The following is a 16,398-nucleotide window of genomic DNA, read 5'->3' as shown; positions in this document are numbered from 1 at the left end:
TGTAGCAGTTGTGGTTATACGATCTAAGGTACTTCTACCGCGTTGAGGATTTCGCTCAGGATGTTTTCGCTGGTTACGTTCTCGGCTTCGGCCTCGTAAGTTAAACCAATACGGTGGCGCATTACGTCGAAGCATACATTACGCACATCTTCCGGAATTACGTACCCGCGGCGTTTCATAAAGGCGTAAGCTTTAGAGGCCAGGGCCAGGTTGATGCTGGCACGGGGCGAACCTCCGTAAGCGATCAGTGGCTTCAGTTTCTGGAGTTTATATTCTTCCGGGTTACGGGTGGCAAACACCACGTCCAGGATATAACGTTCAATTTTCTCGTCCATGTACACTTCACGCACCAGTTTACGGGCAGCGAGAATGTCGTTAGGATCTACAACAGGCCTGATGGGCGTCATTCCCTCGGGATTGAGGTTCTGGCGGATGATGAGGCGTTCTTCTTCTTTAGTTGGATAACCAATTACCACTTTGAGCATGAAACGGTCTACCTGCGCTTCCGGCAGCGTGTAAGTACCTTCCTGTTCAATCGGGTTTTGGGTGGCCAGTACGAGGAAAGGCTCCTCCAGCTTAAAGGTAGTATCGCCGATCGTGATCTGGCGTTCCTGCATCGCTTCCAGTAGGGCACTCTGCACTTTTGCCGGGGCACGGTTAATTTCATCTGCCAGTATAAAGTTGGCGAAGATGGGGCCCCTGCGCACCACGAACTCGTTTTTTTGCTGATTATAGATCATGGTACCCACCACGTCTGCGGGCAAAAGGTCCGGCGTAAACTGGATACGGCTGAATTTAGCATTGATAGATTGCGAGAGCGACTTGATGGACAAGGTTTTAGCAAGACCGGGAACACCTTCGAGCAATACGTGCCCCTGGGCGAGCAGGCCGATCAGCAGCCTTTCAACCATGTATTTCTGTCCTACAATCGCTTTACCAAGCTCCATTTGAAGCAAATCAACAAAAGAGCTTGCCTGGTGGATCTTTTCGTTTAACTGGCGGATATCGTACGATGTATTTTCCATTATTTTTACATTTCGAGGTTGCTAAAATAAACATTCTCTTTTCAAAACCGCCTGCCATGGCGGGATTAGCCCGTTAAAATGCTGTTAAACTATATATGAACTGCTTTCCCATCTGGCAGGATATGGTTTATAAAAAATTTCAATTTAATAAAGCGGATTGATATTACGCAATATTTTTCAAACCACCCGCTTTCTACTGCCGCAAGTTTAACCGTACATTTGCCCCCAGTGGCGGGGAAGGTAACACCATCCATCTAACGGCGACCAGCAAACGCCCGACTTCCCCCATCAACCATAAAAAAGAAAACATGCAGGAAGATTTTGACTATAGATGGAAGCAGCTGGAAGCACTGCTTCACGAGCGATTCGGAAAAGCGCCCAATATGGAGGCCATTCTCTTTTTAATAGGCGTACAGGAACTGGGTAATTATTCCAAGAAGAAATTTACGAAAGAACAAAAGCAGGACCTGATGCACATTGCCATGTGTACATTGCTGTCGCAGAGCGGATATTTTGAATTCGCCGGGGTAGATAAGGACGGATGGCCCCATTTTACGGAAGTACAGCCCGTACCTAAAATGGAGCTGATGGAGCAGGAACACTTTATTAAAGAACATGTACTCACTTATTTCGAAATCTGATAAACCGCCTTTTCATGCGTAACCTCCTCCTCCTATTATGTTTTTGCCTGGTGGTAAGCCCTGCGATGGCCGAAAAAAACCGTAAGGTCAAAGTAATTACCCCCTACGGCACGATGATTATCCGGCTGTACGATCAAACACCGAAACACCGCGATAACTTTCTGAAGCTTACCCGTCAGCACTTTTACGACAGCGTATTGTTTCACCGGGTGATCAAAGATTTCATGATCCAGGGCGGCGATCCCCATTCGCGCAGGGCGAAAGCAGGCGAATTACTGGGCGAAGGCGGAGTGGGTTATACGGTCCCTGCCGAGTTCCAGCTCGACCTGTTTCATAAGAAAGGCGTTTTAGCAGCGGCCAGGGATAATAATCCAGCCAAAGCCTCAGACGGTTGCCAGTTCTATATTGTACAGGGGAAAAAATACACCGACGATGAACTGGATAAGGTGGAAACAAACAGGCTGGGAGGACGAAAGATCCCGGTAGATCAGCGTGCGGTGTATAAACAGACTGGCGGCACCCCCCAGTTGGACCAAAGTTATACCATATTCGGTGAGGTGATCAAAGGAATGGAAGTTATTGACCGGATAGCCGCGCTTAAAACCGATAACAGAGACCGGCCGGTTACCGATGTTCCGATGAAGATCAGGGTGGTGAAAAAACTGCTGCTGTTTTGATATAAGGCTTTTTCATATCTGAGTAAGATCAGTGAGAGAAGTTTTATTATTCTATATCTAATCTTTAATTTTACGGCTCAAAATCAAAAATCATGAACTTTCCGTCTAATCTCCGTTACACAAAAGACCACGAGTGGGTACTGCTTGAAGGTAATACGGCTACTATTGGCATTACTGAATTTGCGCAACGCGAGTTGGGCGACATCGTGTTTGTTGACATTACTACAATTGGTAAATCTCTCGCAGCAGAAGAGGTTTTCGGCACTGTGGAAGCGGTAAAAACCGTATCCGACCTGTTCCTGCCTGTTGCTGGCACGGTTAATGAAGTTAACCCTGCACTGGATGCTCAGCCCGAACTGGTTAACAGCGACCCTTACGGCGAAGGCTGGATGGTTAAAATGACTGTTGGCAATCCTGCAGATTACGAAGGTTTACTTTCTGCCGATGCTTATAAAGAGTTGGTAGGCGAGTAATTTTTAGATACAACGATTAATTAAAAATACACAGAGAATGAGGACGATCCGATATTATTTACCCGCAGTTGTTTGGATTGGCCTCATTCTCTTTTTATGTACCCTTCCGGGAAACGACATTCCCCAGGTTTCCCTGCTCGATCAGTTACATGTCGATAAAATCGTTCACTTCGTTCTGTTCGGGGGTATTGTTCTCTGGATTAGTTACGGTTATTACAGGCAGAAAGGTTCCATCAGTAACACAACGCTGTTCCTGATCGCGTTAGTAGCCAGCGGTTATGGTTTAGCGATCGAGTACATTCAGAAATACCTGGTGGTTAACCGCAGTTTTGATATGTGGGATGTGGCTGCCGATGCTGCAGGTGCTTTAGCAGGTATTTTTGTATTTAAGTTTGTTGGTAAGCGTTATTTAAAGTGATAGCCCACTCATTTATTTTTTGATTGATGTAGCCGTTTACGTTTGCCCCACTAAAAAAAATTCCCGCTTTTTTTTATTAACGCCCGACCGATTTCCATTCTCTCAAAATGATTGATAAACAATCATTTATTCTTCATTTAAGTTGATGATAAATATTTTCAACGTGATATTAAGCGGGTGAAAAATCGGCTGCAGTGATTTTTCAATCAAAACATGTTCTTATATTTGAATTGCCCATCTTAATAAAGTCCCATCAAAAAATTATTGACTCGAACTATGCAGGTGTTGTTTAATGCAGCACTATATATTCGTGTGCCGAAATAACGCTAAACAAAGGAAAACCGAGACTATTCTTAACTAAAAAAACGGCTAAAATGTTAGTCCCACTTAAGTTCACATTAAGTGAAACTGATAATTTCTTCGGATGGGCACATTCGATTTCGTACGAAACATTAAATGCTCTACTTTTAAATCCAACCAAATGTTGACCAGACTTCCTTCTGAAATGAGGTTAGGACCTAAGATAAAAAAGTTGCGCGAGCTAAAGAATTTTACGCAGGACTACGTTGCCTCTCGTTTGAAGATTGGTGTTACTGCTTATGGCAACATCGAACGTGATATGGTGAAAGAGATGACGGTAGATCGTTTGCTTGAGATTGCGGAAGTGTTGGAAATGGATTTTGCGGACATCATCAATTTCGACCTGGAAAATCCGCTTAGTAGTACGCTTAGTGAAACCGAAGCAAAACTGTCGGGCAACAATGACGACTGGTATGCCACGTGTATTATGGCGATTGTGGAGCATGGAATAAGGGACAAGAAGTTAGTCATTTCCATGATGAGCAACTGGAGTGAAACGTCGAAGAAGATGGAAACAGCGGTAATGGAAGTAAACAAAACATTACATGCAGTATTTGGGCAGCAACAACAATTAATTGAATTTTTGAAAAAATACGACACGAGATAAAACCCTGTTTGGGCAAAACCACCATTTTAAGATTCCGGTGTAATACCGGAAGTACATGCAAGCCAATCTACATTGTATTAAAAACATGTTAGCCGGTTTCTTCCTCATTGCACACTGAGAACTGCATGTATCCCCTTAAAAAGTCTTTTCCAACTAACATTGGGATTTTATTTGTTATGGTCTGAAACACCTGATAACAGCAAATACCGCCGGTACAACCTTGGCAGAATTTTGGGTGGCCGGGGAAAAATTTGCGGCCTCAAAGCCATCAGGAATTTGAAAACCCTATTTAATTGCCTCCTGGTAAAGAGGCGTGAGAATGTGCATATTGAATATTTACCACCTAAACTGATGGCGGCCTGTTAAGGGCGAAGGGGGCTCGCAGGCGGTCACAGTTCTCCAGATTTCAATAAGCTTAAAGACGAAAATTCACAAGGCTGTTACGTTTCCCGCTCGCGCGGGATGGCGGTTTATTGTCTCATTAAATCAAACCTATCGTTATGAGATCGTTTGTTGCGGATACCCGCATCGTATATGCTCATGCTTGCCAGCGGGCTAATGGGAGGCAGCGTCACATACTGTTCAGCAGTCGACAGTTATGCTGGCGCCCGGATAAACGTAGCAGGTATGTTGATTATCGTTACGTTCATACTTTGAACAATTGAAAACATCTTCGCCTAACGCGACACTACATTCATCAAATAAAAAATGAAACATGATTATTACGGCCGTCAATATATATGGTTCAACTTCATAGCAAACACGCGACCTCATGATTTTTACTGTTTATACATGGGGTTCAAGGAAAAAACGGCTGGCAACTCTTTGCTGGCTTACATTTTCTTAAAATCATTCCGAATGTTCGTTAAATCGCCACGCCTGCATATAGTCAAATCTGCGCGGCGTTTAACAAAAGAGGAATTGTAGATAACGAGGGAAACGGGATTGTGACATTCAAACAAAAACCAACCATTGACGTCAGGCTGTTGTGGATGGCCGAAGTTTATTTCCTCGGCCGTTCCTTCAGTTTAACTGAAAATTTTGTCTTATACCAATTGTCATTAATGAAAAAGGGTTGCCATTTTTATGGCAACCCCTCTTTATGTCAAAAAATCATTCCTTACTGAACATCCCACCACACTGCATCTTCTACCAGCTTAGCACCAGGGAAGTTAAGGTTCCTTGTTGCTTCTGTGTTTGGATACAGCATACGTAACGGGAACTTACCAGCTCCAAGGTTAGACGCCTCAGAAAGGGTAAAGATGTTAGGATAACCTGTACGACGCCATTCTGTCCATGCTTCGAAGTTTTGGTTACCACACATGGCAAGGTATTTCTGCAGCAGGATCTTTTGCACCTGCGCATCTTCTCCTACCGGCCATTGTGCAGAACCTGCATTTGCCAGGTAAGTAGCAAGACCTGTTACATTGTATGCTTCAAAACTCGCAGTGATACCAGCGATGAACAATGCCTCCGCATCTCCGGTAGCATAACCTTTTGCTACGGCTTCTGCCTGCAGGAAATAACTTTCTGCCGCAGAAATGAATTTAACCGGAGCTAATGCCGAATTATCATCACTTGCCCTTGCACCCACAATATAAGAAGGTGTAGAACGTGTACTCGAAGGCGTAGTGTTGTAACTACCCTGCGGTATACCAATCACTAATCCCGAGGCTGGTATTGGCCTGTAGAATATTTTCACCCTTGGGTCTGATGCCGCGTTCATCGTATCAACCGTAGTCGCACTTGCAATCAGGTTCTGCGTCCTGCCAAGACCCAACATTTCTGCGAACAATGGGTTATTGTTACCACCGGTAGCAATATACTCGATCAGCGCATCATCTTCCAGGAACTCAGCTCCGGATGCATACAATGCAGCAATACCGGCCGATGCCTTTGCTTCTGCAACCGCAGATATACGCAGGTAAGCACGCAATTTCAAAGTATTACCGAAACGTATCCACTGTTCCATATCACCACCGAAAATCAGATCGTCGGCTGTAGGATGGAAGTCAGAAGCAGGATCTGCAAGTGCAATAGCGCGATCGATGTAGGCGAAAATGGTATCGTACACCTCTGCCTGCGGATCGTAAGAAGGGCTCAGATTTGCATCGCCTTTCAACGCAGCTTTCAAAGGAATATCACCAAAACCATCGGTCAGCATCTGGAAAGTATACGCTTTCAGCAGGTAACCAATCGCCGCATACTGGTTAAATTTGGCTACACCTGCTTTTTGCGTAAGTGAGTCTGCATCGGTTAGCGCACCACTGTAAAGAATATTCCAGGGCCTGTCGAAATCGGTAGCTACGGGCTGGTATTGCTCTATCGACTTATACTGTGACGACAACCAGTATTGCGCCCAAAACTGCCCCCAAATACCACCATAAATCTGAAAATCCGCACCTAACACATACGCAGTTGCTGCCTGGGCAGATGGCAGTATTTGCGACACATCCGCTGTTTTGGAGGCGTTGGGGTTATCATTCACGTCCAGAAACTTCTTACACCCTGGCAGTATCAATACCCCAATTGCAAGTGCCGCCAGCGTGTGTTTTATATTAAATACTTTCATTCTTAGTTTTTTAAGTTTTAAACTCTAATGTTAGAACGCTCCCGATCTTTTAACTAGAAAGATATTTTCAGATTAAAGCCGAAGTTGCGAAGCGAAGGCTGAGCAGTAAAATCAAGACCTTGTTCGTTACCGGCACCACCAGAGTTGATCTCAGGATCTGCGTACTTATTCTCGCCGGCTGTCCAGATGAACAGATTGTTACCAAATACACCTATTGAAGCATCGCCCATAAATGTTCTGGCAAGAACATTCTTAGGTATGCGATAGCTAAGGTTCAATTCACGGAGCTTCACGTAAGAACCATCAACAACATGCTGTCCCGCAGGGATCTGGTTAGTGAAGTAATCCTGCACGTAGTAGACATATTCCGTGTTGGTAACAGATTTACCTGTACCATCGAGGTATACTGAATTCGGGAAAATATGATCTTCACGGTTATTAACAGCAGTTTCCTCAGCCGTACCTACGAAGTCCATGACGTCTTTAGTACGGGAGAAGAACTTGCCACCTTGTTTGGTATCGAATAACACACCGAGGTTAAAGCCTTTCCAGGTAAGGTTCGTACCGATTGAGCCCTGCCATTTAGGATTGTATGAACCGAGGTACTGAGGTGTTTCAGACAGTAAAGGCAAACCATTATCCGGGTTTACAATTACACGCCCTTCTGCATCTTTGCGGAGATCTGTAGCATAGAAGGTACCATAAGGTTTACCTACTGCCGCTACTATACTCATACCCCCGAAACCGCCTATCACCACCTGGTTTACTCCGTCCAGCAGTGAAATAACTTCACTCTTGTTTTTCGTGAACGTTCCGTAAAGCTCCCAGGTGAAATCTGCCGTTTTAACCGGCGTACCACGAAGGCTCAATTCCACGCCCCTGTTTTCCACTTCGCCGGTATTAATGGTTTTGCTGGAGAAACCGGAAGCCGAAGAAATCGGGATGTTCAGTATTTGGTCTTTAGACCTGTTTTGATAGTAAGAGAAGTCTACAGACACCCTGCTGTTAAAGAAGCCCAGTTCAGCACCAACTTCAAATGCCTGTGTTTTCTCAGGTTTGAGATCAGCGTTACCGATACGGTCGCTCAGAGAGAAACCTGGTATGTTGTTGAAAGGGAAGGTAGTATTGCCAAAACCACCAGCGATATCTGTTTTAGTGTAGTAACTAGCCAACAGGTAAGGATCCGCATCATTACCTACAGAAGCCCAGCTAGAACGGACTTTACCGTAGTTCAACACATCTGTAAACCCACTGCCTTTCATCAGTTCGGTGAACACAAAGGAAGCATTCACTGAAGGATAGAAGAACGACCTGTTTTTCATTGGCAGTGTAGACGACCAGTCGTTACGTGCTGTAACGCCCAGGTACAACATGCTTTTGTAAGCCAGGTTCAACTCACCGTACAGGCCAACCAGCCTGCGGTTAGAATTGTAGTTGAATGCATCTACAGGACCGTTACTGTTGTCAAAATTATACCACCCTGGAATTACCAGACCGTTTGCTGTGTTGGTAGATACTTCCGATTGTGTGAACTGGCGCTGACGAATGTTATTACCGATCATCAGGCTGGCATTAAAATCCTCGCTGAATTTATGCTGTGCAGTTACCATCAGGTCATGTGTGATTTCGCTGAGCGTGTAAGTATTTTCGGCATACATACCGTTGCTCGACGACAGAAACGCGTCGCTGTACTGGCCGCTTTCGGTATCGGCCGGCAACAGGCTGAATTTAGGATACTTGAAACGACGACGGTCGGTGTATATATCAGCACCCAGCCTTTCTACTACATCTAACCACGCAAGTGGTTTGTAGGAAATGGTAAAGTTACCTGTAATACGATCTACGTCGTTTTGGTTTTTGTAATTCTTCAGCACATAATACGGGCTCTTTGTATAAGCGCCATAGTAGCCATAAAGCTCATTGCCTTCGGGATCGAACAAACCACCATAGCTATAGAACGGATTGCTAAGATCACCTATTTTATCCAAAGGAATGTCTCTTGGTGTTTGTATCACGTTGTCATAAACGGAACCATCACCCTGGCCACCCTGGATATTGTTTGAGTTGATTTTGCTGTAGTTAAGGCTGAGTGCAGAGCTGATTTTGTTGGTGAGCTGCGTACTACCATTAAACCTAACACCGTACTTGCTGAATTTATCGTAGTTATCCGGCATTACTCCATCAGAGTTTACACTGCTTAAAGACAGGTAGTAGCTCGATTTTTCGCTGGCACCTCCGAGAGAAAGGTTGTTAGAAAGTGTAGTACCAAGTTCAAAGAAATCCTTCACGTTATCCTTTTGAGCAACGTAAGGTTTTTCCAGCTGTTCGCCGTTAATGATCTGCCCCCATGGTGTAACTACTCCGTCGAACTCAGGTCCCCAGCTCCAGTTTTCCATTGGATAAGGCTCGAAATCGCCGCCCTGGCCGAATTTGTTCTGGAAGTCAGGAAGTTTAAGTACGTTGGAGAAAGTGGTAGTGGTGTTGAAAGTAACTTCCATCTTTTTGTTGTCGTTCCTTTTGCCGGATTTTGTGGTGATGATCACTGCACCGTTAGATGCACGTGAGCCATACAACGCAGCAGCAGCAGGACCTTTCAGGATGGTCATAGACTCTACATCATCGGGGTTGATATCGTTACCACGGTTACCAAAGTCAACACTGGACCGGCTATCGCCGCCGCCCATGATATTGGAGTTATCGATAGGAACACCGTCAACAACGATAAGGGCCTGGTTATTACCAGTGATGGAAGAACCACCGCGCAGTACGATACGTGAAGAACTACCTGGAGCAGACGCGGTGCTGGTAATGTTTACACCTGCTACCTTACCAGCGAGACCGTTTAATGCGCTTCCGCTGCGGCCTTTGGTGAGTTCGTCATTTTTTACGGTTGGAGCCGAATAACCCAATGAACTTTTTTCTCTTCTGATCGCGTTAGCTGTAACCACTGTTTCATTCAGTGTTCTAACGTCTGCCTGCAGTGACACAGGATAGGAAGTTGCTTCTGTAAGCGCAATTTCCATATCCTTCATACCAACAAATTTTACAATAAGTGTACTTACGCCGGCAGGTACATTCAGCGAGAATGCTCCATTAACGTTAGTTACAGTTCCTGTATTTGTTCCTTTGGCAATAATGGTTGCGCCGGGGATTGGCGAACCGTCTTCTGCAGATGTAACTGTTCCCGTAACGGGACGAGTTTGCGCAAATACCTGGCCACTGGTGACAATGCACACCATGGACAGGAAAAGCGTGATTAGACTTTTCCTCATAAGCAAAGTTTGGTTTAACGTTTAACGAAAAATTAACAGCGAAGTTAGGGTTCAGGACCATTCACCCCCCATTAATTCTATAGAAATAATCAATATTTTAACACCTTCTTAACATAAGAAGAATATTAAGATGTAAATAATGTCTTAAAATGCTAGAAATGAATGACTAACAAGATCATGGGTAGCTAATGTCCAGCGCGCTAAACAGCCGCAGTTTTTACGCTTATCTTATCTAGATGTTCATTTCTAACAAAAGAAACAATCACAGCAGTGCATTTCAGACACCCTGCGCCCCTTAATTCATCAAGTCGCGACTTGGCACTTCAGAAACAACACTGCGCTTATAACGCATCAAAAATAGACCCAAACCGATTCGGCCTGTATATTAAAAACAACTGTTAGTGGGAGAAAGTTCGAAAAATAAAAAAGCAGGCAATAAAAATCGCCCGCTTGTCATCAACCAAAATCTAAATCGAAAAATCTTGAATATGATATAACCCGGTTCGTCTTAGCTAACCAGGGTTTTAACGTTCACGTTAAAGGGCTTCCGCCGGAGTAAACCGACGGAAGCTAAAAGTTCAACGCACACTTAGCCCATGCTCTTAAGCTACAAACATGGTCAAAAATGCACGACCGGTCAGGATAAGTTGAGCGGATAAGTTTTTAACAGATTCAATAAAACCTGGTAGAGATCTTCGTTGCGGTAGTTGTAACGGAATTCACATTCTTTAAGATGCAGGTAGGCTGTATTGCGGTTGAGGCCTTTGAACTTGGCGAGCCGGTGCTTGGTTAGCCCCCAGAACCCGTCAACATCATCCAGCTGTTTACCGTTTTCGCCGTGATTACCGCCCAGGTTGTACAGGCGGTACTGACCAAGGTCCACCACCCCGTGGAATCTGCGGATGCGATCTGCTGTAACCACTGTTTCCAGCACAGAACGTCCGCGGGCAATGGCCTGGATCATCGACCGGCTAACTTCCGGCAATATTTCAGTAAATACCTTGCTCTCGGACTTATAAATTCCGAAAATCACAGGCTTCACGATCCGGTCTACCTCACTTTTAACAGCCACTGCAGTATCGTGGCCATTTCGGTGTTGTATTTTCGGATAACTAGCCTGTTCAGGCATTACCGATTCGCAGTATTTAACGATCTGCAGCCTTATCTTCTTCAGATAGCTGTTTACCGTAACCCGGCTAACACCACTGATGTTAGCGATCTGCGTGGCAGTGAGATCTTCTGAAAATAGCTTCAGGATCTCCTTAAATTTCCGCTCGGACAAATGAGCGCCCTTTAAGTACTTATTTTTCATGGACTAAGAGGTTTGAGAATGGCATTATAAACCTCCCATTTTTTCATGTGTATCCGTAAGGTTTTTTTACAAACGGTGAGAAACATATGATGAATGATGCCTACTAGATTATTTCAGGGCTAAAAACTCAAAAAACTATCCAAATCCAATACAGAAAAGCATTTCAATGAATCAAAAAGGGATAAAATTATCAAGTTTGGGACTAACTCATATGCCAAAAACAAAGCAGGCTTATGGTATTGTGAACCATAAGCCTGCAAGTATCTGAAAGTTGATATCTACTCTTCTTCGTCCAGTGCCTTCCACAACTCTTTCTTCCTTGCCTTTTTAAGCAACGCTTTCTCCATCCATAACAGCATAGCAGGCAAAATCGTAAGGTTGGTAATCATGGCCATCACCAGTGTAAGGGAGGTTAACCAGCCCAGGGCCTTGGTACCACCAAACTCGGAGAAGGCGAATATCATAAAACCTGCGAACAGGATCATCGAGGTATAAATAATACTCAAACCGGTGTGGTTGATTGTTTGCCTAACGGTTGCCGAAATATCGAGGTCGTGGTGTTCCAGCTCCTGCTTAAAGTTCACCAGGAAACGGATGGTCACATCAATCGCAATACCTAAGGCTATACTGAATACCAATACTGTAGAAGGTTTGATAGCGATGCCCAGCCAGCCCATAACACCCGCTGTAACGATCAGCGGTATGATATTAGGAACGATAGAAATGATCAGCATTCTCCAGGAACGGAACAGGTAAAGCATACAAAACACGATCAATACAAATGCCAACGCAATACTTTCGAGCAAACCGTTGATGATATAACGGCTTCCTTCCAGGAAGATAACACTGGTACCGGTAAAGGTCACCTTGTAGTTCGCAGTATCGAATATCTCTGCTGCTCTTGGACGCAGTGTATCGAGCAAACGAGGCAACTCCTGGGAACCAACATCAGCCATGTTTACGCTGATACGTGCTACCTGGCGGGTACTGTCCATAAAGGAGGTAACCAGTTTGCTAAAGGCCGACGGGTTGCTGCTGGAAGCCTTCATACGCATGTAAGGTGCCAGGAAGCCGATATCGAACTGGTTGGGAATGGAATAACTGGTGCTGTCGCCATTGTAATAAGCCTGGCGGGCGAACTTAATACCTTCTGCCACACTTAATGGACGGGCAAACTGTGGCCTTTCGGCTATCTCCTTCGTAAACTTGTCGATGCTTTCCAGCGTTTTCAGGTTTACTACGCCATTTTTCTTTTTAGTATCTACCACTATTTCCAGTGGCATTACCCCTTTAAAGTTCTTCTCGATATACTTGAGGTCCTTGTACAGCTTGTCCGATTTGGGAATATCATCTACGATAAAACCTACAGGCTTCAGCCTTAACATACCCAATATTGCTCCCAGCACCATCAAAGCAGTAATGGTGTAAATAGCCGGACGATGGCGGAAAGCCAGCGTGTTAAGCATCGTGAGCAGCTTATTGAACATGGGACTGTCGAGGTAGCTGGTGTGTTTAGCTTTGGGAGGCGGAAGGTAACTTAATACCGAAGGCAGGAAGATAAACGAGATCATGAAAATCAACATGATGTTAATACCTGCCACGATACCAAACTCCTTCAGTATTGCACTATCTGTAAAATAGAATACACCGAAACCAATAGCCGCGGTAAGATTGGTAAACAGCGTCACTATGCCCATCTTTTGCACCATCTTGGTCAGCGCGGTCATCTTATCCCCGTGATGGGCATACTCCACATGGTATTTATTCAAAAAGTAAACACAGTTCGGAATACCGATCACCACGATCAATGGCGGAATAAGCCCGGTGAGCAGCGTGATCTTAAACCCACAGAGGTGAATCGTGGCAACGGACCAGATCACCCCCATGATCACCACGATCATCGACATTAATACAGCGCTGATGGAACGGAAAAACACCAGTAGTATCACTGCTGTTAATATCAACGATATACCCAGGAACATGGTGAGTTCGTCCTTTACCTTAGTAGCCATAATGGTGCGGATCAGCGGCAAACCGCTCAGCTTCACATCAATATTGTGTTTGGCACCATAGGCCTCCGCCACTTTTGTAATTGCCTTCACCACGGTAATCCTGGCCTTCGAGTTCAGCGTGTCCTTATTAATATGGACAGCCATCAGGAAGGCGTTGGTGTTGCCGCTATATAAAAGTCCTTTGTAGAAAGGAAGCGAGAAGAAAACTGATTTCAGACTATCCAGCGTAGCCTGGTCGCCGGGAATGGGCTGGAAAATGGGAAGTGTTTCCAGCTTGCGGGTACTGTCGTTTTTAACGAGATTTACTGCAATAGGCACGCTAAGTACATTCTCTACGGCCGGGATCTTGCGGATATCGTCGTTCAGGTTAACGTAATCGCGGAAAAAGTCGAGTTGAAACAGGCTGTCGGTTTCGATAGAAACCACCATCATATTACCATCTTCCCCGAACATCTTTTTAAATTGCTGATATTGCTGGTACTTTTCGTTGCTCCGGGGTACGGCGCCGGTGAAGTCATAGGACAATTGTACCTTAACGGCAAACCAGGCCATAATTCCGGTACTGATGATCAATATTGCCAACAATGCTAGTCTATACTTCAACACAAGTCCTGCTAAGCGCTGCCACATAAGGTTTTTACAGTTTGGTAAATGTTAGTAAAGGTAATTAAAGAAAATGATTATATACTAATGCCAAGGCTTCAAACAAATGTGAAACTATAACAATAATGAATATTTTTGATAAATGTACCGCACCCTTTTGTTGCTACTCTGCATCCTCATCAGTATAGGAACTGTGTCCGCACAAACCGTACCGATAGGTTACTGGCGCGAACACCTGCCCTACCGCCATGTTACCGGCCTGGCACTGGCCCCCGATGTTGTTTACTGCGCCGCCAACTCCGCCTTGTTCTCTGTAACCCTTACAGATCATGAAGTTACACGCTATAGTAAGCTTAACGGCCTTCACGATGCGGGCATTGGCGCCATCGGCTATCACGAAAGTTCTGCATCACTCGTAATCGGCTACAAAAACGGGAACATCGATATCATCCGCCGCGAAAATATCATTAATATCCCCGATCTGCTTCGCAAACAAGTCAACGGCGATAAATATATCTACCATATCGCATTTTTCCAGGACAATGCGTACCTGTGTACCGGATTCGGCATCCTGGTACTGAACCTGGCCAAACCGGAGATAACTGACACTTACTACCCGGGCAGCAATGGCAATTTTGTAAAGGTATCGGCCCTTGCGCATAACGATGGCTGGTTGTATGCCGCCACCAGCGAAGGCATAAAACGGGCCCCCTTAACGGGCGTAAACCTGGCGAACTACCAAAACTGGCATACTGCCAACACAGGTTTACTTAATATGCTGGTCGCCGATATTGCAACCGTGGGCAACACGGTCGTGTGCCTGCAAAACGACACCCTGTATTCCTGGCAACAAACTTCCTGGACGCCATGGTCGGCACCGGCCAACATAAAGCTGCGCGACATTACACCATCGGACAACAAACTGCTGGTTAGCGGTTACAACAAAACGGACCAGCAACCATTGGTCCGCCAGTTCTCCGAATCGGGCGCACTTGAAAACACGTTTCCTCAAAACGTTGCTGTGCAAACACCTGTTCAGGCCGCAGGCAGCAACGGCGTTACGTATATTGCCGACAGCACCGCCGGACTGGTTATCTATAAAAACGATTACGAAACCATTCTTCCCAATGCCCCTTACGGTGTTGCGCTGGGCGACCTGCTGGTAACCGGCAATACACTGTGGGCGAGCGCTGGCGAAGTAACCAATAACTGGCAGGCAACGCAGAATAAAAACGGCCTTTACCGCTTCGAAAATGAGGAATGGACTAATTATACCGACCTGCCGGAAGACCTGATCTCCCTCGGCTTCTCCGATCAAACGTTGTATGCGGGCTCCTTCGGCGGCGGGCTCCTTTCGCTGGCGAAGGATAACCAGCGCCAGATTTTCAAACAACCTTATATAGATCCCGCGATAGACAATACTAACGCGTACCGGGTAAGTGGAATGGCCGCGGATGTGGATGGTAATTTGTGGCTTAGCTGCTACGGCGCTAATCGCCAGCTGGCAGTTAAAATGAAAGATGGTACCTGGCACCAGTTTAGCAGCCCGTATTTCCTTAGCTCCAATGCCGTTGGTCAATTGCTGATCGACAATGCGGGGCAAAAATGGATCGTATCGCCAAAAAGTAATGGTTTACTGGTATACAATCACGGAGCTAACATCGCTATTTCGGCCGACGATAAATGGGCCATTTACCAGAGCGGTGCGGGCAGGGGCAACCTGCCTTCCAATGACGTTCGCTGCATTGCAAAAGATAAAGATGGATATATATGGGTAGGCACCGACCGTGGCGTGGGTGTTATTCAATGTCCGCAGCAGGCCGTTACCACTACAGGCTGCGAGGCTTACCTGCCCGTTTTACAGGAAGACAATTTCGCCGGCTATCTTTTCCGTAATGAACAGGTAAACACTATCGCAGTAGACGGTGCTAACCGCAAATGGGTGGGCACGCAAAACGGTGTTTGGCTGATCAGCCCGAACGGTGATAAGATCATTTCGCGGTTTAATACCGGAAATAGCCCGTTGTTAAATAATGAAGTGCGTAAAATTGTGATACACCCTACAACCGGCGAAGTGTTTTTTGCTACTACATCCGGGCTCGTGAGTTACCGTGGAACTGCAACAGACGGTACTTCCAGGCAAAATAAAAGTGATGTACTGGTGTTCCCCAACCCCGTTCCGCCCCGTTACACCGGCACCATTGCCATCCGCGGCCTGGTCAGTAATGCACTGGTTAAAATTACAGACGTTAGCGGAAGGCTGGTGTATCAAACACGGGCACAGGGCGGCCAGGCTATCTGGAGTGGTACTGACTATACAGGCCACCGACCGCAAAGTGGTGTATACATGATTTTTTCTTCCGACGATACTGGTGCAGAAAAGCTTGTCACCAAAATAGTGTTCATTCACTAATTTTACAGCCTTA

General features: G+C 45.5%; 11 protein-coding genes. 6 read left to right on the top strand and 5 right to left on the bottom strand.

The genetic code is table 11. The annotated features are described in order from the left end of the window. Positions 1 to 23: 23 nt before the first annotated feature. Positions 24 to 1,025 (bottom strand): MoxR family ATPase, encoded by a 1,002-nt coding sequence (locus tag QZT80_RS21150; RefSeq protein ID WP_295126835.1) that lies wholly within the window; start codon positions 1,023 to 1,025, stop codon positions 24 to 26. A gap of 308 nt (positions 1,026 to 1,333) precedes the next feature. Between QZT80_RS21150 and QZT80_RS21145 the strand changes: the two genes are divergently transcribed. From QZT80_RS21145 to QZT80_RS21125, 5 genes are all read left to right on the top strand, one after another. After that, complete coding sequence (locus QZT80_RS21145) at positions 1,334 to 1,666, top strand: hypothetical protein (protein WP_295126832.1); 333 nt, start codon at positions 1,334 to 1,336, stop codon at positions 1,664 to 1,666. A gap of 14 nt (positions 1,667 to 1,680) precedes the next feature. Then, positions 1,681 to 2,343, top strand: a complete 663-nt coding sequence (locus QZT80_RS21140; RefSeq protein WP_295126829.1) for a peptidylprolyl isomerase — start codon at positions 1,681 to 1,683, stop codon at positions 2,341 to 2,343. A gap of 92 nt (positions 2,344 to 2,435) precedes the next feature. Then, positions 2,436 to 2,816 carry a glycine cleavage system protein GcvH gene (gcvH, locus tag QZT80_RS21135; protein ID WP_295126826.1) on the top strand — a complete coding sequence of 127 codons (381 nt, stop codon included), beginning with the start codon at positions 2,436 to 2,438 and terminating at the stop codon, positions 2,814 to 2,816. 37 nt (positions 2,817 to 2,853) lie between these two features. Further along, on the top strand, positions 2,854 to 3,234 hold the full coding sequence (locus tag QZT80_RS21130) for a VanZ family protein (RefSeq protein ID WP_295126823.1): 381 nt from the start codon (positions 2,854 to 2,856) through the stop codon (positions 3,232 to 3,234). A 481-nt stretch (positions 3,235 to 3,715) separates the two neighbouring features. After that, positions 3,716 to 4,201, top strand: coding sequence for a helix-turn-helix transcriptional regulator (locus QZT80_RS21125; RefSeq protein ID WP_295126820.1), 486 nt, complete (start codon positions 3,716 to 3,718; stop codon positions 4,199 to 4,201). 1,120 nt (positions 4,202 to 5,321) lie between these two features. Here the strand turns inward: QZT80_RS21125 and QZT80_RS21120 are convergent. The 4 genes from QZT80_RS21120 to QZT80_RS21105 form a co-directional block, all read right to left on the bottom strand. After that, a complete protein-coding gene (locus QZT80_RS21120; protein WP_295126818.1) occupies positions 5,322 to 6,773 on the bottom strand; it encodes a SusD/RagB family nutrient-binding outer membrane lipoprotein in 1,452 nt (483 codons plus the stop codon). Between the two features lie 53 nt (positions 6,774 to 6,826). Next, a complete protein-coding gene (locus QZT80_RS21115; RefSeq protein ID WP_295126816.1) occupies positions 6,827 to 10,045 on the bottom strand; it encodes a SusC/RagA family TonB-linked outer membrane protein in 3,219 nt (1,072 codons plus the stop codon). A gap of 637 nt (positions 10,046 to 10,682) precedes the next feature. Continuing rightward, a complete protein-coding gene (locus tag QZT80_RS21110) occupies positions 10,683 to 11,357 on the bottom strand; it encodes an IS1595 family transposase (RefSeq protein WP_295126814.1) in 675 nt (224 codons plus the stop codon). Positions 11,358 to 11,635: 278 nt separating this feature from the next. Beyond that, a complete protein-coding gene (locus QZT80_RS21105; protein WP_295126813.1) occupies positions 11,636 to 13,999 on the bottom strand; it encodes an efflux RND transporter permease subunit in 2,364 nt (787 codons plus the stop codon). A gap of 115 nt (positions 14,000 to 14,114) precedes the next feature. Between QZT80_RS21105 and QZT80_RS21100 the strand changes: the two genes are divergently transcribed. After that, entirely contained in the window at positions 14,115 to 16,385 is a 2,271-nt protein-coding gene (locus QZT80_RS21100; protein ID WP_295126810.1) for a two-component regulator propeller domain-containing protein, read from the top strand. Positions 16,386 to 16,398: the final 13 nt, after the last annotated feature.

This window comes from uncultured Chitinophaga sp. (assembly GCF_902168175.1).
Taxonomy (GTDB): domain Bacteria; phylum Bacteroidota; class Bacteroidia; order Chitinophagales; family Chitinophagaceae; genus Chitinophaga.
Note: the sequence above shows the minus strand (reverse complement) of the source record. Positions and strands in the feature narration are given on the sequence as shown.

Excerpts from the sequence above, each read along its gene's own strand:
- QZT80_RS21150 (WP_295126835.1), bottom strand. The coding sequence starts at position 1,025 with ATGGAAAATACATCGTACGATATCCGCCAGTTAAACGAAAAGATCCAC.
- QZT80_RS21145 (WP_295126832.1), top strand. The coding sequence starts at position 1,334 with ATGCAGGAAGATTTTGACTATAGATGGAAGCAGCTGGAAGCACTGCTT.
- QZT80_RS21140 (WP_295126829.1), top strand. The coding sequence starts at position 1,681 with ATGCGTAACCTCCTCCTCCTATTATGTTTTTGCCTGGTGGTAAGCCCT.
- gcvH (WP_295126826.1), top strand. The coding sequence starts at position 2,436 with ATGAACTTTCCGTCTAATCTCCGTTACACAAAAGACCACGAGTGGGTA.
- QZT80_RS21130 (WP_295126823.1), top strand. The coding sequence starts at position 2,854 with ATGAGGACGATCCGATATTATTTACCCGCAGTTGTTTGGATTGGCCTC.
- QZT80_RS21125 (WP_295126820.1), top strand. The coding sequence starts at position 3,716 with ATGTTGACCAGACTTCCTTCTGAAATGAGGTTAGGACCTAAGATAAAA.
- QZT80_RS21120 (WP_295126818.1), bottom strand. The coding sequence starts at position 6,773 with ATGAAAGTATTTAATATAAAACACACGCTGGCGGCACTTGCAATTGGG.
- QZT80_RS21115 (WP_295126816.1), bottom strand. The coding sequence starts at position 10,045 with ATGAGGAAAAGTCTAATCACGCTTTTCCTGTCCATGGTGTGCATTGTC.
- QZT80_RS21110 (WP_295126814.1), bottom strand. The coding sequence starts at position 11,357 with ATGAAAAATAAGTACTTAAAGGGCGCTCATTTGTCCGAGCGGAAATTT.
- QZT80_RS21105 (WP_295126813.1), bottom strand. The coding sequence starts at position 13,999 with ATGTGGCAGCGCTTAGCAGGACTTGTGTTGAAGTATAGACTAGCATTG.
- QZT80_RS21100 (WP_295126810.1), top strand. The coding sequence starts at position 14,115 with ATGTACCGCACCCTTTTGTTGCTACTCTGCATCCTCATCAGTATAGGA.